This window comes from Streptomyces sp. NPDC047085, assembly GCF_040643735.1.
GTDB lineage: Bacteria > Actinomycetota > Actinomycetes > Streptomycetales > Streptomycetaceae > Streptomyces.
Genome location: NZ_JBEYUW010000008.1, coordinates 80,685 through 97,121, shown reverse-complemented (window position 1 = coordinate 97,121; position 16,437 = coordinate 80,685). Strand labels below are relative to the sequence as shown.

Below are 16,437 nucleotides of genomic sequence, written 5' to 3'. Positions count from 1 at the left end.
ATGGCGTCGTGTGGCCATCATGGCAGTGGCATTGCCGCTGGTGATCTCACTGGCAGTGATGGCCTACGCGTGGCCCGCGGCGCGCATAGCGCCGCGTGACCTGCCCGTGGGGATCGTGGGCACGAGTACGGCGAGCCAGGGCGCGGTCGAGGGCCTGGCGCACAGCAAGCCGGGCGGCTTCGACTTCCGTCTCTACCCCGACGAGGCGTCGGCGCGGTCCGCTGTCAGGGAGCGGGACGTCTACGGCGCCTTCGTCGTCACCCCCGGCAGTCTCACCGTGCTGGAGGCCACTGCCGCGAGCCCGGCCGTCGCCCAGTTGCTGGGCGAGGCAGGCCGGCAATTGGCCGCCCATGCGTCCGAGGCGGCCGCGGAGCGTGCCGCCGCATCCGCCCACGGCACGTCCGCTCGCTCCAAGGGGAGCAAGGCAGGCAAGGCCCGCGCCGAAAAGCCGGCGCAGATCCGCGTGCGGACCGTGGATGTCGTCCGGATCTCGGCGGACGACCCCCGGGGCGTGGTCTTCAGTTCGGCGCTGCTGCCGCTGACGATGTGCAGCATCATGATCGCCTTGGTCGTCACGATGTCACTGAGGCTGCGACCTGTGGCACGGCTCATGGCCCTGATCGTGATGAGCGGAGCGGCAGCCCTCGGGGTCTACGCGGTCGCCGAGGGCTTTCTCGGTGCGCTGCCGCACGAACATCTGGCGACCTGGGCTTCCTTGGCACTCACCATTCTCGCCATCAGCGCCACCACTGCCGGCGTGGTCGCGCTCGTGGGTTCGGCGGGGCTCGGGCTGAGCGCGGCGCTCATGGTCTTCGTCGGCAATCCGTTCTCCGGCAGCACATCCGCACCGGAGCTGCTGCCCAAGGCGGTCGACGACATCGGCCAGTGGCTGCCGCCGGGCGCCGGCGCGAGCCTCGTGCGCGGTACGGCCTACTTCCACGGCAACGACAGCGCGGGCCACATCGCCGTCCTCACCCTGTGGAGCGTGCTGGGACTGGCAGCCGTCCTGTTCGGCCACCGTGCGTCCCCCGTCGTGAAAGGCCCCGTCGTGAAAGGCCCCGTCGTCAACGAGAGCGTGACGGTGGGTGCGGAGGGTCCGGAGGGTCCGGCGAGCGACGTCGCGACGCCCCATGTGCCGCCGTCCCCCGAGGAGTCCTCACCCGCGTCCTCACCTGTACGCATCGGTATGCACGCGCACTCGCACGCCCGGCACGCCGCGGGCGCGTGATCCGTCGTCCTATTTGAGGCCGCTGAGCATGACGCCCCGGATGTAGTACTTCTGCAGGATCAGGAACAAGGTCAGGACCGGCAGGACGCTCAGGACGAGGCCGGCCATGACGATGGGCAGCGTGCGGGTGGGGTCGACGTAGTCCTGCAGGAGCTGGATGCCGACCGGCAGGGTCATCACGTCCGGGTTGGCGGTCGAGACGAGCAGTGCCCAGATGTATTCGTTCCAGGCGTCGACGAAGGTCAGCAGCCCGAGCGTCACCAGGACCGGCTTGGTCTGCGGTACGACGATCCGCCACCACACGGCGAACTCGCCGGCCCCGTCGATGCGCGCGGCCTCCAGGACCTCGTCGGGGATCGAGACCATGAACTGGCGCATCAGGAAGATTCCGAAGCCGTTGACGAGGAACGGCATGGCGAGCGCCACGATGCTGACGGTCAGGCCCGCGCCGCCGCGCCCGAACAGGTCGTTGCCGCCCGCCAGCGGCCAGTGCACCAGGATCAGGAAGTGCGGGATGAAGAAGAGGAACGGCGGGAACATCATCGTCGACAGCACCAGACGGAAGATGAAGTCCCGGCCGGGGAAGCGGAGTTTGGCGAGCGCGTAGCCCGCGAGCGACGACGTGAGCAGCACCGACCCGGTGATCGCGGCGGTGGCGACGACGCTGTTGCGGAACAGCACCGGCAGGTCCAACTGGTCGATCGCCGCCCGGTAGTTGGACAGGTCGAACGCCTTCGGCAAGAACCGGTACGGCAGCGTGCCCGCCTCGTCGGGCCCCTTGAAGGACGTCATCACCATGTCGGCGAACGGCACCACCGTGAGCACGGCGCCGGTCACGACCAGCAGATACGACAGCCACGGGAAACGGCGGCGGCTCATGCGGCTCATGCGTCCTCCCCCTTGCGCCGGAAGATCCACAACTGCGCCAGGGTGACCACGAGGACCACCACGAACAGCGCGAAGGCGGCGGCGCTCGCCGTGCCCCAGTCGCCGTACGAGAAGGCCTGCCGGTACATCTCCAGCGCGGCCACATTGGTCGCGTCGCCCGGCCCGCCCTTGGTCATCACGATGATCAGCGCGAACGACTGCAGCCCGGTGAGGAACTGGGTGACGCACACGAACAGCAGGGACGGCCGCAGCAGCGGCAGCGTGATCCTCCAGAAGACGGTGACGGGCCCGGCGCCGTCGAGCGCGGCGGCCTCGTAGTACGACTCGGGGATGGACTTCAGCCCGGCGGTCAGGATGAGGATCGCCGAGCCGACCGAGGCCCAGGCCTGGACGACCACGACCGACGGCAGCGCGGTGTCCGGGTCCTGGAGGAACGCCACCGAGCCGAGCCCGAGGGCGTTGAGGACCCCGTTGACCAGGCCGCCCGGCTCGTACATGTACTTCCACACGTTGCCGACGGCGACGACGGTCGTGACGATCGGCAGGAAGTACAGGGTGCGCCACAGCCCCTGGAACCGCAGCTTGTCGATGCAGGTCGCGACGAGCACGGAGCCCGCGAGCGCGAGGGCCACCGTGCCCAGGGCGAACAGCAGCGTGTTGGTGAGGACCGGCGCCAGGAACGTCGATCCGTCCGCGAAGAGGCCGGCGAAGTTGTCCAGGCCGACCGGATCGATGTCGCCGAGGTCGAACCCGGCCCAGCGGGACATCGACAGCAGCAGCGCGAAGCCGAGCGGCAGGATCAGGAAGACCGCGAAGAACAGCAGCGTCGGCGCCAGGAAGAGGTAGGCGACGACGGCCTGTCGGCGCCGGTGCCGATGGCGGCCGCGGACGCCGACGGCGGGTCTGTCGGGCGCCGCCCGCTCGGGCGTCTCCGGTGCCAGGGTGGCGTTCACCATGAGCGCGACACCTCCTGATCGACCTGACGGCGGGTGACGCGCAGCGCCTCGTCGACCGACCGCTGACCGGTCCACAACGCCTCGATGTTCTTGCGCAGCAGCGACTTGGCCTGCTGGGCGCCCGGCACGTTCGGCTCCGGCACCGCGTACGCCAGCGCGTCCAGGAACGGGTGCAGGTTCGGATCGCCGCCCTCGCCCAGAAGCGTCCGCATGTCGTCGGCGCGGCCGGTCAGGGAGCCGACGGACACTTGCAGAGCGCTCATCCGAGTCGCCGTCACGGCCTTCCCGGCGCCCTTTCCGGCACCCTGCCCCGTGCTCTTCCCGGTCCCCTTCACGCCCGCCTTCCCGGCGCCCTTCACGCTCACCTTCTCGGTGTTGAGCCAGTGCAGGAACTCCCAGGCCTCATGCGGGAACCTACTGGCCGTGTTGACCCCCAGCATGAAACCGGTGGAGAGCGTGGCGCGCCGGTCGCCCGCCTCCGGGACGGGCACGGGCGCGACACCGACATCGCGGTAGTCCGGGCCCATCAGGTCCTTCAGGTTCGTGGTCCACCAGCCGGCGCTCACCACCATGGCCACCTGCCCGGACGCGAACGCCTTGTAGACGTTGACGCCGGGGGCGCTCGCACCCTTGGCGACGAGGCGGTGCTCCAGGTCGAACACGGCCCGGCCGGCCGGTGAGTCGATGGCCGTGCGCCTGCCGTCCGCGGAGACGAACCGTCCGCCGGCGGCGTTGAGCAGGGCGAGCGTCTGGCCGACGGTGGTGGAGTCGTCGTAGGTCGAAAGACCGAACCCCTGGACGAGCGTGTTGCCGTACCCGTCCCGCTTGGCGGTGCGGTACGCCGCGTCCTCCAGCTCCCGCCAGGTGCGCGGCGGGCCGTCGATGCCGGCCTCGCGCAGCAGCCGCCTGTTGTAGTAGAGGGCGTACGTCTGCAGCTCGGTGGGGTAGCCGTAGACCGTGCCGCCCACCGAGGCGGCGCCGACCGCGGCCGCGCTGTAGCCGCGTCGGATCTCCTCGGCGTGCTCGGACGGGACGGGCCGCAGGACGCCGGCCTGGACGAGCTGGCCGTTCCACAGGCAGTACGGGTGGAGGATGTCGGCGCCCTGGCCCGCCGCCTGCCGGACCATGAAGGTGGTCAGCAGGTCCGTGAACTCGACGGCCTTCGTGCGCACCTTGACCCGGTCGTGCGTGGCGTTCCACTCGTCGACCGGCCCCTGCAGGGCCTCCTTGAGCTCGCCGCTCGCGTAGTGGGAGAGCACGGTGAGGACGATCGGATCCCCGGGCCGCCCGGTGCCCTGGTGCGGCGCGGCGCATCCGGAGATGCCGGAGACGCCGGAGACGAGCAGGGCGGAGGGGAGGGCGAGCGCGAAGTGACGGCGGCTCAGGCCGCGGTGCGCCCGGGCGCCGGTCGGGCGGGGCGACGGCGTCATCGTGCGGCCTCCCGGCGCAGCACGCGGAACACCCGGGTCGTGGTGAAACCGGCCTTGCGGTACAGGTGGCCCGCCGGCGACCGCTCGCCGGTCCACAGGAACCACGCGGAGTGCGCCCCGCGCGCCCGCATCCGCTCCAGGACCAGATGCAGCAGGACCTTGCCGAGCCCGGTGCCGCGCGTCTCCTCCAGCACGCCGAACGGGCCGAACCGCTCGTCCGCCGACTCGTACGCGCCGTGCATCGCCCACCCGACCAGGCGGCCCGAAGGCTCCCGGACGACGACGATCCGGTCGAGCGCCGTGCCGCCGCCCCTGGCCACGCACTCCCGGATCGCGCGCGTCCAGTCCGGGTTGAAGTGATCCTCGGCGAGCGCGACCAGGTCCACCAGATCGTCGTCGGACGGGGTGGCGAACCGGTAACCCTCTGCCGTCAGTTCGTCCAGCCGCAGCGCGACCTCCTCCGGGAAGCGGTAGCCGACCAGGCCGCGGTCCATCGCCGCCGCCTCGTACAGCGTGCGGAAGCCCAGGGACGCCAGGAGCCGCGCAGCCTCCGGGTACGCCTCGGCGTCCAGACCGGGGAGGACGTAGTTCGGGGTGTACGAGGAGAAGTCCACCCGGGTGCGGCCGTGGGCGCCCAGCCAATCAAGGGCGTCGGTCAGCAGCCGGCGGCCGAGGCCGTGCCCGCGGGCGGCCGGGTCGACGAAGAAGAACGGGATCCAGCCCTGCTCCGGCTCCAGGTCGGTGCCGGTCATCGGCGTCAGCCGCCGTACCGCGTAGGCCGCGCCGACGACGCGCTCGCCGTCGACGGCGACCCGGAGCCCCTCCGGATCGAAGTTGGCGTCGAGCAGCACCAGGGAGCGGAACCGGTCCGGGGTGATCGGATCGGCCGGCGCACTCCGGCGCCAGGCGTCCACCAGCCGCGGACCGTCGCCGGCGCGAAAGCCACGCACCGTCGTGGCCCGGGATGTCGTCGTCGCGGGATCGGTCATCGACGGGATCGTCCTTCCGGGCGGAGCGGCACAGCGCAGCAGGAGGCCTCAGGGGTAGAGCAGCACCTCGTCGCCGGCCCACCGGGCGGGCGGCGCCGGCGGGTCGCACAGCGGCAGCGGGTCGTCGCCCGCGTCGACGGCGCGACGCAGCCGGTCGGACCCCCACAACAGGTCGATGAAGGGACGGTGGCCGTGGCCGGTCCCCTCCGCGCCACCCTCGGCTCCGCCGTCCGTGGTGCGCCAGGCGAAGTCGTCCGGGTACAGCCGCCGCAGCGTGGCGAGCATCGCGACGGCGGTCCGTACGGGAGCGAACGCCTCGCGGTCGGTGACGTGGAGCTGGACCCCGCGCAGCGGCCGTCCGGCGTGTTTGTGGAAGGTCGGTACGAACCACAGGTCACGGAAGTGCACTCCGGGCAGGGCGAGTTCGGCGAGCGAGGGCGCGAACCGCGCGTCGATGTACGGGGCGCCGACGATCTCGAAGGGTTGGGTCGTACCGCGGCCCTCCGAGACGTTCGTCCCCTCGAACAGGCAGGTGCCGGGATAGACGGCGGCCGTCGCGGGCGTCGGGATGTTCGGCGAGGGCGCGATCCACGGCAGGCCGGTGGCGTCCGCGTGCATGGCTCGCCGCCAGCCGGCCGCCTCGATCACCGTCAACTCGGCCGCGCCGCCTGCCACGTGAGGCACGGCGGAGGCATTGAGATGCCGGGCGAGTTCACCGCAGGTCAGCCCGTGCCGGACCGGCAGCGGGGCCCGCCCGACGAAGCTGGCCCACGCCGGGTCGAGCAGCGGGCCCTCGCTGACGAGTCCACCGAGGGGATTCGGCCGGTCGGCGACCACGAACCGTACGCCCGTACGGGCCGCCGAGATCATCAGGTCGAACATGGTCCACACGTAGGTGTAGAACCTGGCCCCGATGTCCTGCAGGTCGTACACCAGGGCGTCGACCCCGCTGTCGATCAGCAGCTTGTCGAGGTCCTCGCCGTCGCACCGGTAGGTGTCGTACACCGGCAGACCGGTGACGGGGTCCACGTCCGCCCGGGCGGCCTCGCCCTCGCCGGCCTGGCCGGTCCCGTGCAACCCGTGCTCGGGACCGAACAGCGCGACCAGCCGCGCACCGGCCTCCAGCAGCGCGGGCGCGGCCGGGCGCAGGTCGGGGAGGACACCGGTGTGATTGGTCACCAGCCCGAGCCGCCCGCGCCCGGCAAGCCCGGGCGCCGCGTGCAACCGCGCGACCCCGGTCGTCACCGCACCCCGGTCGTCCGTGCTCATCCTCATGCCCCGTCTGCCGGTGACATCTCGAAACGATCGTCCGAAATGTACCCCTTGTCGCACGGGCCCGCGGCGAGGCTCGCGGGCCGGTGCTTCACGGCGTCAGTGCCCCGGATCGAGGTCCCGCAGGATGGTTCGGGCCGCCGCTCGGTGTTCGTCGGCTGCGGGCGGGTCGGTTTCGGCGAGGATCGTCGCGATGCCCTCGTGGGCCAGGGCTTCCGCGGAGCGGTAGCCGAGTTCGGGGGCCAGGGTGAGGGCTTGGCGGTGGAGGCGGAGGGCTTCCTCGGGGTGGCCGGCGAGGCGGCAGGTCTCGGCGTAGGCGTCGAGGAAGTGGATCTTCCAGTGGTCCTCGAAGAGTGCGTCCAGGAGGGCGAAGGCCTGTCGGTGGCTGTGCAGGGCCTCTTCGTAGCGGCCCATGTGGCGTAGGGCGACGCCGAGGCAGTTGAGGCACCAGGCCTCGTTGTGCTGGTGGCCGTCCTCCCGGGCCTGGGCGAGGGCCTGGTGGAGGTGGGTCGTCGCCTCGTTGGGGGAGTCGTGGGCGATGGCCACGCCGAGGGTGATGCGGGCCGTCAGGGCCGGGGGCCAGGCGGTGTCGGCATGGGGGACGGCCAGGGCCTCGCGGGCCAGGCGGGCGGCCTCCTCACGATGGCCGAGTTGCAGCAGGGCCCAGGCCTCGTAGGCGGTCGCGTGGGCCGCGCCCATCGGGCAGTCGGCGTCCGCGTACAACTTACCGGCCAGGCGGAAGAGTTCGAGGGGTTCTTCGACGTGGCCCGCGTCCCACTTCAAGTAGCCGCGGCGCATGGTGAGTTCGGCTTCCGACCTGACGTCCCCGGTCTGGGACACGAGCGGTGCGGCGGCCTCGTACGCCGCGCCCGCCTCCGGGAGCCGGCCCGCGTTGTAGCGGGCGAAGCCCAGGTCGCTGTGGGCCTCGGCCAGTTGGAGCGGGTCGCCGAGTCGGTGGGCGGCGGCCAGAGAGTGTTCGAAGAGGAGGTTGAGGTGGGTCGTGCCGCAGCGGCGGGCGAAGTAGGCCCGCATGAATCGGGGGAGTTCGCACACGTGCGTGTCGGCTCCGGCCTCCACCGCCGCCTCGAACGCGGCCATCAGGTTGACGTACTCGGTGCCGAACCAGACGAGGGCCGCGCCCTTGTCGGCGAAGCGCGGCAGCTCGGCCGGGGGACGGCCCGCGGAGGGCGCCCGGCCGGCGGACGGGAACGGCATCGCCGCGTCCGCGGCGGCCGCCGCGTGGACGTAGAAGTCGAGGACCCGGCCGAGGGCCTGCTCGCGCTCCGCCGGGGTGTCCTGTTCCGTGGTGGCCCGGCGGGCGTGCTGGTGCACCAGGTCGTGGAGGCGGTAGCGGCCCGCCGCCGGCTGCTGGACGAGGTGCGCGTCCAGCAGGTCCTCCAGCATCGCCCGTACGGTACGCAGCGGCAGGTCGGCCAGCGCCGCCGCCACGTACTCGTCGAAGGACGAGCCCGGCAGCAGGCCGAGCAGGCGGAACAGCCGGCGCTGGGAGCGGTCCAGCTGTCGTACGGACATGGCGAACGCGGTGTCGAACTCGTCCGCGCCCTCCGCCATCCGCTCGACGAGGATGCCCACGGTCCATCCCGGCCGGTGCCGCAACCGGGCCGCGGCCAGCCGCAGGGCCAGCGGCAGGCGGCCGCACAGCCGCAGCACCTCGGCCGCGGACTCCGGCTCGCGGGCCAGCCGGCCGTCCGGGCCGCTGGGGTCGCCGCTGGCGCGCGCCAGCAGCTCGGCACTCTCCTCCGGCGTCAGCACGTCCAGCGACACCGGGGGCACCTCGTCCAGGCCGAGCAGCCGGTTGCGGCTGGTGACCAGGGCGACGGAGGAGCCCGCGCCGGGCAGCAGCGGGCGCACCTGGTCGGCGTCGGCGGCGTTGTCCAGGACCACGACGGCCCGCCGGCCGGCCAGCTCCGAGCGCCAGCACGCCGCCAACTGCTCGACACCGCCCTCCTGCGGCACTTTTTCGGAGGGGACGTCGAGCGCGGCGAGCAGCGCCCGCAGCGCGGGGTCGGGATCGAGCGGCCGCCGCCCCTCGGTGAACCCGTGCAGGTCGAGGTAGAGCTGGGCGTCCGGGTAGTCGGCGGTGAGCCGGTGCGCGGCGTGCACCGCCAGGCAGGTCTTGCCGACGCCCGCCATGCCGTCCACGGCGACCACCCGGCTGCTCTCCACCGCCGCGAGCACGGCGGCGAGTTGGGCCTCTCGACCGGTGAAGTCGGGGACGTCGCGCGGCAGATCGTTGCGGGGCGGGCGCGGGGTCCCGATGGGCGGCGACGGCGGAGGGGACTCGCGGCTCATCCTCGGCGGCGCCGGCAGGGGGCTGGAGGCACGCTCCCACAGGGGGCGCAGCGGGCGCGGGTCGCGCTTGACGAGCCGGCACAGGGCCACCACCGCGGGCCAGGGCGGCGCGGTCTGGCCATTGAGATAGCGCGACAGCGACGACGAGCTGAGGCCCGTGTCCCGCGCCAGGGCCCGTACGCCACGCCCCGACAGCTCCTGGAGCAGGCGCAGCCGCGCGGCCAGCTCCTCCGCCGGGCCGGCCTTGGCCATCCGCCCCGCCTGCTCCGCCCGCTCCGTCCGCACCGCCCGCTCGTGCTCCACCACTGTTCCCCCGCGTCTCCGTCCCACCCCGGAAGTAATCTCCCGGGCCAAGTCCCCGCTGCTCAAGGCCGTTTCAGCTGTCCCACGGTGTCCCACCGCCGTCGTCCTGGCAAGCCGTCCGGGCTGTCATGGAGTCACACCCCGGGGGAACGGGGCACGAACCGACAGAGGAGAGAACCGAGATGCAGTCTCGTATGCAGAACCCCGCCGTCGTCCTGTCCGACGCGATGCAGCCCATCCAGGCGCTCTTCAAGGCCGTGCACTCCGGCGGGGTGGACGGACAGACGCTGGAGCTGGTGCACCTGCGGGTCAGCCAGATCAACGGCTGCAGCGCGTGCGTCGACGGCGGCGCCAAGACGGCCCGCAAGGCCGGCGTGAGCGACGAGCGGCTGGCCACGGTCGCCGCCTGGCGCGAGGCCCCGTACTTCACCGAGGAGGAGCGGGCGGCGCTCGCGCTGGCCGAGGCCGCGACGCGGCTGGCCGACCGTCCCGACGCGGTGAGCGACGACACCTGGGACACGGCCGCCACCTACTTCGACGAGAAGCAGCTGGCCGCGATCGTCCTGATGATCGGCGTCACCAACCTGTTCAACCGCCTCAACGCCACGACCCGGCAGATCGCCGGCGCGTGGGGCTGAGCGCGCCGATCACCGGCACGCGGAGGAGGGCGCCGACCCCGGCGCCCTCCTCGCCCCCGCTCCCTTCAGTTCGTGATCACAGGGTCGCGCACTGGCCCTGCCGCGCACCGGTCACGGAGTCGGGAGGAGTCGGCGGCACTGCCGAACCACTCGCTTGCCTGTACGAATCACCCGCGTGGCCCATGGCTCCCTGACTGCGTGACTGACTGGACGTCATCCTTCTTCTGCCCGGCTTGAGTTGCCTGCGCCTGCGGCCTGTTCTACGAATCGGCCGGGCGGTCCGCCGTGACGAGCCATGAGGTGCTGGGCAGCCGGACGAGGCCGTCCGCCGCCGCGTGGGCGCGCAGACGGTCCGTCAGCGCGCGGCGGGCCCGGGTCTGCGCGGGCACGTCGACCTGGTCCATCAGGTGGCGGCCAGGGCCGGTGCCGAGCAGGAACTCCGCCGCGTCCTCGGCGCCGTGCCCCCATACGCAGTCCGCCTGTACCTGGCGGACGGTGACGCCGGTGAAACCGGCCGCGGTGAGGACGTCGTGGATGCGGTCGGAGGCGGCCAGGGAGAACATGCCGGGCAGTCCGGTCCGCCCGAAGTCGCCGACCGGCAGAATGTCGCGCAGCGAGGCCATCGCCGCCACCCCGCCGTTGAGCAGGGCGTCCGCCGGGCAGACGAACGCCAGACGGCCGCCGGGAACCAGCGCCCGGCCGACGTTGGCGAAGGCGGCCACGGGGTCGGCGAAGAACATCACCCCGAAGCGGCTGATCGCCGCGTCGAAAGCGCCCGCCTCGAACGGGTGGACCTGCGCGTCCCCTTGGACGAAGGAGGCGTTGGCGATGCCCTCCCGCTGGGCGCGGGTCCGCGCCTCGGCCAGCATGGGGCCGGACAGGTCGAGACCCGTCGCGTGCCCCTTGGGCGCCCGGACTGCCGCGAGGCGCGTGGTCCGCCCGGAGCCGCAGCCGAGGTCGAGGACCCGATGGGCCGCGGTGATCGCGGCGGCGTCGAGCAACGGCTCGTTGAAGCCGTCGTTCACGGCGTTCCAGCGGTCCTGATTGGCGGCCCAATGGCTTCCTTCGGGGCCGTTCCATGCGTGTGCCTGCTCCGTGTTGACGACGTCGGGCACGGGTGCCTCCTGTGATGGATGACGGAGAGTGGACGACGGATAATGGGCGTACGCCCAAACGGTATGGGCATCTGCCCAAAGTCGCAACGACCGCTATGATCCGCCAGGTTGCGCGCTTTGCGGGCGACGGAGACGGAACGGAAGAGAGGCCCATGTCACCGCGCGGAGTGGCGACGCCGGACGTGCGCGAGCAGCTGTTCGCAGCCGCCGAGCGCGTCGTGGAGAGGCAGGGCCCCGGCGCCCTCACCAGCCGGGCCGTCACCACCGAGGCAGGCTGCGCCAAGGGGCTGCTGCACGCCCACTTCGCGGGGATGGACGAGTTCGTGGCCGAGCTCTGTCTCGACCGGTTCGCGCGGACCGCCGCGAAGGCGCGGTCGCTGTCGGACCGCGCCGGGCAGCACACGGTGGCAGGAAACATCAAGGCCGTCGCCCTCGCGCTGTTCGACTCCGGCGGCCCGGCCATATCGGGGCTCGCCATGGCCCGGCCCGGCGCCGCGCTGCGCATCCGCGAGGCCCTGGAGGGCGGTGCGCCCGGCTTCGCCGCGATCCAGGAGGCCATCACCGGCTATGTGGAGGCCGAACAGCGGCTCGGCCGGGTGGCGGAGACCGTCGACCCGGGCACCGTGGCCCTTGCGATCGTCGGCACCGCCCACCACCTGCTGATGACCGGCTGGCCGGGCACGCCCGACCCCCGGCCCGCGATCACGCGCCTGGTGACCGTGCTGGTGGGCAGCTAGCCGACCGCACCTGCTCGCCCTTGTCGCTACGACCACCTCTTCTCCCGGCACCGAGGACACGCACACGGCGGAAACCGCCCCGACAGGTCCAGCGGCGCGGAGTCCTTCGGCGGCCGGTACGTCACCCTGGGGCCCCACGTCCGGCCACCGTCCCGGGAGACCCTCAGCGTCAGATGCGCGCTGATGAAGCCCTCGTCCTCGTCCTGCATGCCCGCGCCTTTCACTTTCCGTATCGATGTATGCACAGAGTGAGGCGGGATTGGGTACCGTCGATAGATGACTGAGCGTGACAATGAGGTGTGCACCAGGGGGAGTTGATCCGGTGGCCATCGAGGACAATCCGCGGTCGCGGGAGCAGTACGGGCAGGAACTGAAGCGGAGGCGCGAGGCGGCGGGGCTCACGCAGGAGGAGCTGAGCCAGCGTGCGGTGATGTCACGCACGCACATCGCCCATATCGAGGCGGGGCGGCGAAGGCCGGACGTGGAGGACGCGCGGCGGCTGGATCAGGTGCTGGGGGCGGGCGGGTTCTTCGAGCGGTTCCTGCCGACGCTGGATGGGCGCAAGGTTGCTGAACACTTCAAGGGGGCCCTGGAGTTCGAGGGGCAGGCTACGGCGATCAAGGAGTACGCACCCAGCCTGGTCCCGGGCGTCCTGCAGACGCAGCAGTACGCGTACGAGGTGTTCAGTTCCAGCTATCCGCGCAAGAGTGACGGAGAGTGCGAACAGTTCCTGGCCACTCGCCTGGACCGGGCACGCATCCTCGACAACTTCCACTCACCGGAGTTCTGCGCGCTGCTCGACGAGACGGTGCTGCGGCGTGTGATCGGTGGGCCCGCTGTGATGTGCGAGCAGCTTCGTCACATCGTGGAGTTGGGGGAGTGCCGCCGCATCCACGTGCACGTACTCCCGTTCTCCGTGGGCGCGCACACTCTGCTGGAGGGGTTCCTCTCGCTGATGTGGTTCGAGGAGATGCCGCCCATCGCGTATGCGGAAGGTGTGAACAACGGGCGCATCCTTGAACTGCCGTCCTCGGTGCGCGAGTGCCAGGAGATTTACGATCTTGCGCTGGGCGACTCCTTGTCGCACCGTAAATCCCTGGACCTGCTGAGGTCCGTCGCGGAGGATTACGAGCATGCAGCGCAGCGAGCACACCATCCCTGACGCATCAGTGCTGCCAGGTTGGCGCAAGTCCAGCTACAGCGGTGGCAGCGGTGGCTCCTGCCTCGAAGTCAACGACACCACCGCCCCCAGCCACGTCCCCGTCCGCGACAGCAAGAGCCCCGCCGGCCCGGCCGTCGTCTTCTCGGCCCCGGTCTGGTCGGCCTTCGTCAACTCTGTGAAGGGCTAGACCGGACCGTCAGAGCTTGCCGCCGATCTCGCACGCGCGGCACGGCGGCCGGCCGCAGGTGCACTGCATGAGGGCGTCGACGACCCCGCGGTCGTGGTAGAGGCACTCGTCCTTGCAGGTGTGGCGCGGAATGAACCCCGCCGGGATCTCGCCGGGCCACGGCTCGTGGCCGTCCCGGCAGCGGGCGAACCGCTCGGGATCGGTGGAGTGCAGGTCGTGCATCTTCGACCGCGTCGTCCTCCAGCAGGCGCACGCGCCCCATCGAGGGACGCATCAGCGGAATCGTGGACATCCCCAACGCCTGCTGCTCGCTGTACCTCCCCACCGGCATCTTCGACTTCGACGTCCGGCCCACCGCCTCCGGCCCCATGAAAGCCGACCGCGGCAAGTGCGCGGTCTCCACGGCCTGACCGCGCACCCAGTTCTGTGCCGGTCACGGGCCGGACCACCGGCGCCGTGACCGGCGCGCACGGCCGCTATTTTGAACGTGTTCAATTGTAGGCGTACGCTCGTGTCATGAGCGACAGAGCCGCCCAACTCAAGGGCATTCGCGTCTGGTTGGTCTTCTTCGTCGTGTGCCTGGTGTTGAGCGGGGCCACCGCGTTCCCGCTGGTGCACGAACTCCGCTGGACGGAGGACGTGTTGCGGTCCCTGTCGGTGCGTGAGTACCTGCCGGGGCTCATGGACTGGATCGTGCGGGTGCGGCAGGGGCTGGACACCGTCGACGCCGACTACCCCTTCGTGCTCTACGGCACGGACTGGCTGGCCTTCGCGCACCTCGTCATCGCGGTCGCCTTCTACGGGCCCTACCGCGACCCGGTCCGCAACATCTGGGTCGTCGAGTTCGGCATGATCGCCTGCGCCGGCATCGTCCCGCTCGCGCTGATCTGCGGACCGGTGCGCGGAATCCCGTTCTGGTGGAGCCTGATCGACATGTCCTTCGGCGTGTTCGGAGTCGTCCCGCTGTATGTCGTACGGAAGAAGATCAAGCGGCTGGAGGCATTGACGGTGGCGAGCCCCCGGGCCGGAGCCGTCTCGCCCTGACGCCGCCGGAGAGGCAGCATGGAGGGGAGCGACGAAGGAGGCCCGCCATGACATCCGGAGCCTCGGATTACGACACGTGGTACTCGCACACGCCCTCGCAGGCCGAGGGCGAACGCGACGAGGCGAGCGAGCGCACGGTGCGGGAACAGCACCCGGACGTCCCCCGGACCGAGCCGTCCCAGGCGGAGGGCGAACGGACCGACGACACCCGGAGCGTGGAACCCGGCAAGATCCGGAAGACAGGCCCTGACAGCTAACCCTGCCTGAGTGCGTGCAGGGTGTCGATGCGGTTGGTGGTGATGGAGTCGACGCCCAGGTCGAGGAGGCGGCGCATGGAGCGGCGGGTGTCCGGGGTCCACACCGACAGCAGGTAGCCGTCGTGGTGGACCCGGGCCGCCAGGTCCCGGTCGACCAGCGAGAAGCGGTAGTTGAGCCAGCGCGGCTTCAGCACCTCCAGCACCGCCGCCCGGGTCGGGGCCAGGGTCTTCCGGGTCAGGGCGATCTCGGCGGCCGGGTCCGTCGCCCGAACGGCGAGCATGGCCTCGGCGTCCGCGCAGTAGTACACGCGGTCCTCGGCGCCCACCTGCCGCACGACGTCCACCACCCGCTGCGCGACACGGCGGTCGACCCGGCCGCACAGGTCCAGCATCACCCGGCTGCCGTCCGTCGCCGTCAGTGCCTCCGCCAGCGTCGGCACGCCCCCGTCCGTCAGCCCGCGCACCTCCTCGGCCGACAGCGCCGACAGCGGCCGGTCGACCGCCCACAGCCGCTTCAGCGTCTCGTCGTGCAGCAGCACGGGGACCCCGTCGCGGGTGAGCCGTACGTCGATCTCGACCGCGTCCGCGCCCTGTTCGAGCGCGGAACGCAGCGAGCCGAGGGTGTTCTCGCGGAAGCGGTAGGGGTCGCCGCGGTGGGCGACGGCAGTCACGGTCTGCATGGGCCCCATTGTGACCATGGCGGGTCAGCCGGGGCTCAGGGGGCGAGCCAGGCGCCGGTGTACGTGTCGATCTCGGCCGTGATCCGCGCCTTGCCCGCCGTGTCCAGGAAGGACGCCTCCACCGCGTTCTTCGCGAGGTCCGCCACGCCCCGCTCGTCCAGGCCGAGCAGACGGGCGGCCACCGCGTACTCGTTGTTGAGGTCGGTGCCGAACATCGGCGGGTCGTCCGAGTTGATCGTGACCAGCACGCCGGCCTCGGCGAACCGCTTGATCGGGTGCTCGTCCAGGGTGCGCACCGCGCGGGTGGCGATGTTGGAGGTCGGGCAGACCTCCAGCGCGATGCGGTGCTCGGCGAGGTGGGCCAGCAGCCGGGGGTCCTGGGCCGAGCTGGTGCCGTGCCCGATGCGCTCGGCGCGCAGCTCGGTCAGCGCGTCCCACACCGTCTGCGGGCCGGTCGTCTCACCGGCGTGCGGGACCGAGCGCAGACCGGCCGCGATGGCCCGGTCGAAGTACGGCTTGAACTGCGGCCGGGGCACCCCGATCTCGGGCCCGCCGAGCCCGAACGACACCAGGCCCTCCGGGCGGATCCGGTCCTCGGTGGCCAGCCGTGCCGTCTCCTCGGCGGCCTGCAGACCGGCCTCGCCGGGGATGTCGAAGCACCAGCGCAGCACGGTCCCGAAGTCCGCCTCGGCCGCCTTGCGGGCGTCCTCGATCGCGTCCATGAACGCCTTCTCCTCGATACCGCGCCGGGTCGAGGAGAAGGGGGTGATGGTCAGCTCGGCGTAGCGCACCTGCTGCCGGGCCATGTCCCGGGCGACCTCGTACGTCAGCAGCCGGACGTCCTCCGGGGTGCGGATGAGGTCGACCACCGACAGGTACACCTCGATGAAGTGCGCGAAGTCGGTGAAGGTGAAGTAGTCGGCCAGGGCCTCGGGGTCCGTGGGCACCTTGGAGTCGGGGTGCCGGGCGGCCAGCTCCGAGACGATGCGGGGGGAGGCGGAGCCGACGTGGTGGACGTGCAGCTCGGCCTTGGGCAGCCCGGCGATGAAGGCGTGCAGATCGCGGTCGCCCGCGCGGGCCGCGGGCACGGAGCCGATGTCGGCACTGAGATCGGCAGTGAGGTCGGCGCTGCGCTCGGTCAAGGGGTCCTCCCCGGAAACGGCGCCCGCTCGGGCACGGTCCGGTGGGGCGGGCACGGTCCGTGCGGCGGGCGCGGGTGATCGGCTGATCGGTGATGC

At 71.8% G+C, this 16,437-nt stretch carries 16 protein-coding genes and 2 pseudogenes; 8 read left to right on the top strand and 10 right to left on the bottom strand.

What is annotated here, in order from left to right; genetic code table 11:
* Nucleotides 1–19 precede the first annotated feature (19 nt).
* Nucleotides 20–1,228, top strand: a complete 1,209-nt coding sequence (locus ABZ865_RS25790) for an ABC transporter permease (RefSeq protein WP_361234823.1) — start codon at nt 20–22, stop codon at nt 1,226–1,228.
* Between the two features lie 9 nt (nt 1,229–1,237).
* On the opposite strand, the gene ABZ865_RS25785 is transcribed toward ABZ865_RS25790, so the two are convergent.
* The 6 genes from ABZ865_RS25785 to ABZ865_RS25760 all read right to left on the bottom strand — a co-directional run bounded on the left by ABZ865_RS25785 (nt 1,238) and on the right by ABZ865_RS25760 (nt 9,379).
* On the bottom strand, nt 1,238–2,116 hold the full coding sequence (locus ABZ865_RS25785) for a carbohydrate ABC transporter permease (protein WP_361234820.1): 879 nt from the start codon (nt 2,114–2,116) through the stop codon (nt 1,238–1,240).
* A complete protein-coding gene (locus tag ABZ865_RS25780) occupies nt 2,113–3,072 on the bottom strand; it encodes a sugar ABC transporter permease (protein ID WP_361234817.1) in 960 nt (319 codons plus the stop codon). Before ABZ865_RS25780 ends, ABZ865_RS25785 begins: the two co-directional genes overlap by 4 nt.
* Nucleotides 3,066–4,502 carry an extracellular solute-binding protein gene (locus ABZ865_RS25775; RefSeq protein WP_361234814.1) on the bottom strand — a complete coding sequence of 479 codons (1,437 nt, stop codon included), beginning with the start codon at nt 4,500–4,502 and terminating at the stop codon, nt 3,066–3,068. Before ABZ865_RS25775 ends, ABZ865_RS25780 begins: the two co-directional genes overlap by 7 nt.
* On the bottom strand, nt 4,499–5,491 hold the full coding sequence (locus tag ABZ865_RS25770; protein WP_361234811.1) for a GNAT family N-acetyltransferase: 993 nt from the start codon (nt 5,489–5,491) through the stop codon (nt 4,499–4,501). The genes ABZ865_RS25775 and ABZ865_RS25770 overlap by 4 nt, the downstream gene beginning before the upstream one ends.
* A 48-nt stretch (nt 5,492–5,539) precedes the next feature.
* Nucleotides 5,540–6,760 carry a DUF1343 domain-containing protein gene (locus ABZ865_RS25765; RefSeq protein ID WP_361234808.1) on the bottom strand — a complete coding sequence of 407 codons (1,221 nt, stop codon included), beginning with the start codon at nt 6,758–6,760 and terminating at the stop codon, nt 5,540–5,542.
* 102 nt (nt 6,761–6,862) lie between these two features.
* Nucleotides 6,863–9,379, bottom strand: coding sequence for a tetratricopeptide repeat protein (locus ABZ865_RS25760; protein ID WP_361234805.1), 2,517 nt, complete (start codon nt 9,377–9,379; stop codon nt 6,863–6,865).
* Between the two features lie 182 nt (nt 9,380–9,561).
* On the opposite strand from ABZ865_RS25760, the gene ABZ865_RS25755 reads away from it, so the two are divergent.
* Entirely contained in the window at nt 9,562–10,017 is a 456-nt protein-coding gene (locus ABZ865_RS25755) for a carboxymuconolactone decarboxylase family protein (RefSeq protein WP_361234802.1), read from the top strand.
* A 260-nt stretch (nt 10,018–10,277) separates the two neighbouring features.
* On the opposite strand, the gene ABZ865_RS25750 is transcribed toward ABZ865_RS25755, so the two are convergent.
* Nucleotides 10,278–11,132 carry a methyltransferase domain-containing protein gene (locus tag ABZ865_RS25750; protein WP_361234799.1) on the bottom strand — a complete coding sequence of 285 codons (855 nt, stop codon included), beginning with the start codon at nt 11,130–11,132 and terminating at the stop codon, nt 10,278–10,280.
* A gap of 152 nt (nt 11,133–11,284) precedes the next feature.
* Between ABZ865_RS25750 and ABZ865_RS25745 the strand changes: the two genes are divergently transcribed.
* The 3 genes from ABZ865_RS25745 (at nt 11,285) to ABZ865_RS25735 (ending at nt 13,218) form a co-directional block, all read left to right on the top strand.
* A complete protein-coding gene (locus tag ABZ865_RS25745) occupies nt 11,285–11,869 on the top strand; it encodes a TetR/AcrR family transcriptional regulator (RefSeq protein WP_361234796.1) in 585 nt (194 codons plus the stop codon).
* 322 nt (nt 11,870–12,191) lie between these two features.
* Nucleotides 12,192–13,031: a helix-turn-helix transcriptional regulator gene (locus ABZ865_RS25740; RefSeq protein ID WP_361234793.1), complete on the top strand. Its 840-nt coding sequence runs from the start codon at nt 12,192–12,194 to the stop codon at nt 13,029–13,031.
* The gene (locus ABZ865_RS25735) at nt 13,003–13,218 is read left to right on the top strand and encodes a DUF397 domain-containing protein (RefSeq protein WP_361234790.1); all 216 of its coding nucleotides are present in this window, start codon (nt 13,003–13,005) and stop codon (nt 13,216–13,218) included. Before ABZ865_RS25740 ends, ABZ865_RS25735 begins: the two co-directional genes overlap by 29 nt.
* Before the next feature lie 9 nt (nt 13,219–13,227).
* On the opposite strand, the gene ABZ865_RS25730 is transcribed toward ABZ865_RS25735, so the two are convergent.
* Nucleotides 13,228–13,440, bottom strand: coding sequence for a hypothetical protein (locus ABZ865_RS25730; RefSeq protein WP_361234787.1), 213 nt, complete (start codon nt 13,438–13,440; stop codon nt 13,228–13,230).
* Nucleotides 13,441–13,475: 35 nt separating this feature from the next.
* Between ABZ865_RS25730 and ABZ865_RS25725 the strand changes: the two are divergent.
* The 3 genes and pseudogenes from ABZ865_RS25725 to ABZ865_RS25715 all read left to right on the top strand — a co-directional run.
* Nucleotides 13,476–13,628 (top strand): annotated as a pseudogene (locus ABZ865_RS25725) (acetamidase/formamidase family protein); the annotation flags it as partial.
* A gap of 106 nt (nt 13,629–13,734) precedes the next feature.
* Nucleotides 13,735–14,262: a hypothetical protein gene (locus tag ABZ865_RS25720; protein WP_361234784.1), complete on the top strand. Its 528-nt coding sequence runs from the start codon at nt 13,735–13,737 to the stop codon at nt 14,260–14,262.
* 47 nt (nt 14,263–14,309) lie between these two features.
* Nucleotides 14,310–14,519 carry a hypothetical protein gene (locus ABZ865_RS25715; RefSeq protein ID WP_361234781.1) on the top strand — a complete coding sequence of 70 codons (210 nt, stop codon included), beginning with the start codon at nt 14,310–14,312 and terminating at the stop codon, nt 14,517–14,519.
* On the opposite strand, the gene ABZ865_RS25710 is transcribed toward ABZ865_RS25715, so the two are convergent.
* Together ABZ865_RS25710 and ABZ865_RS25705 are read right to left on the bottom strand one after the other, a co-directional pair.
* A complete protein-coding gene (locus tag ABZ865_RS25710) occupies nt 14,516–15,199 on the bottom strand; it encodes a glycerophosphodiester phosphodiesterase family protein (RefSeq protein ID WP_361234778.1) in 684 nt (227 codons plus the stop codon). The two genes, ABZ865_RS25715 and ABZ865_RS25710, sit on opposite strands and share 4 nt — an antisense overlap.
* 35 nt (nt 15,200–15,234) lie before the next feature.
* Nucleotides 15,235–16,435: pseudogene (locus ABZ865_RS25705) on the bottom strand (adenosine deaminase).
* Nucleotides 16,436–16,437: the final 2 nt, after the last annotated feature.

Coding starts and splice junctions, on each gene's coding strand:
- ABZ865_RS25790 (WP_361234823.1), top strand. CDS start 20: ATGGCAGTGGCATTGCCGCTGGTGATCTCACTGGCAGTGATGGCCTAC.
- ABZ865_RS25785 (WP_361234820.1), bottom strand. CDS start 2,116: ATGAGCCGCATGAGCCGCCGCCGTTTCCCGTGGCTGTCGTATCTGCTG.
- ABZ865_RS25780 (WP_361234817.1), bottom strand. CDS start 3,072: ATGGTGAACGCCACCCTGGCACCGGAGACGCCCGAGCGGGCGGCGCCC.
- ABZ865_RS25775 (WP_361234814.1), bottom strand. CDS start 4,502: ATGACGCCGTCGCCCCGCCCGACCGGCGCCCGGGCGCACCGCGGCCTG.
- ABZ865_RS25770 (WP_361234811.1), bottom strand. CDS start 5,491: ATGACCGATCCCGCGACGACGACATCCCGGGCCACGACGGTGCGTGGC.
- ABZ865_RS25765 (WP_361234808.1), bottom strand. CDS start 6,760: ATGAGCACGGACGACCGGGGTGCGGTGACGACCGGGGTCGCGCGGTTG.
- ABZ865_RS25755 (WP_361234802.1), top strand. CDS start 9,562: ATGCAGTCTCGTATGCAGAACCCCGCCGTCGTCCTGTCCGACGCGATG.
- ABZ865_RS25745 (WP_361234796.1), top strand. CDS start 11,285: ATGTCACCGCGCGGAGTGGCGACGCCGGACGTGCGCGAGCAGCTGTTC.
- ABZ865_RS25735 (WP_361234790.1), top strand. CDS start 13,003: ATGCAGCGCAGCGAGCACACCATCCCTGACGCATCAGTGCTGCCAGGT.
- ABZ865_RS25730 (WP_361234787.1), bottom strand. CDS start 13,440: ATGCACGACCTGCACTCCACCGATCCCGAGCGGTTCGCCCGCTGCCGG.
- ABZ865_RS25720 (WP_361234784.1), top strand. CDS start 13,735: ATGAGCGACAGAGCCGCCCAACTCAAGGGCATTCGCGTCTGGTTGGTC.
- ABZ865_RS25715 (WP_361234781.1), top strand. CDS start 14,310: ATGACATCCGGAGCCTCGGATTACGACACGTGGTACTCGCACACGCCC.
- ABZ865_RS25710 (WP_361234778.1), bottom strand. CDS start 15,199: ATGCAGACCGTGACTGCCGTCGCCCACCGCGGCGACCCCTACCGCTTC.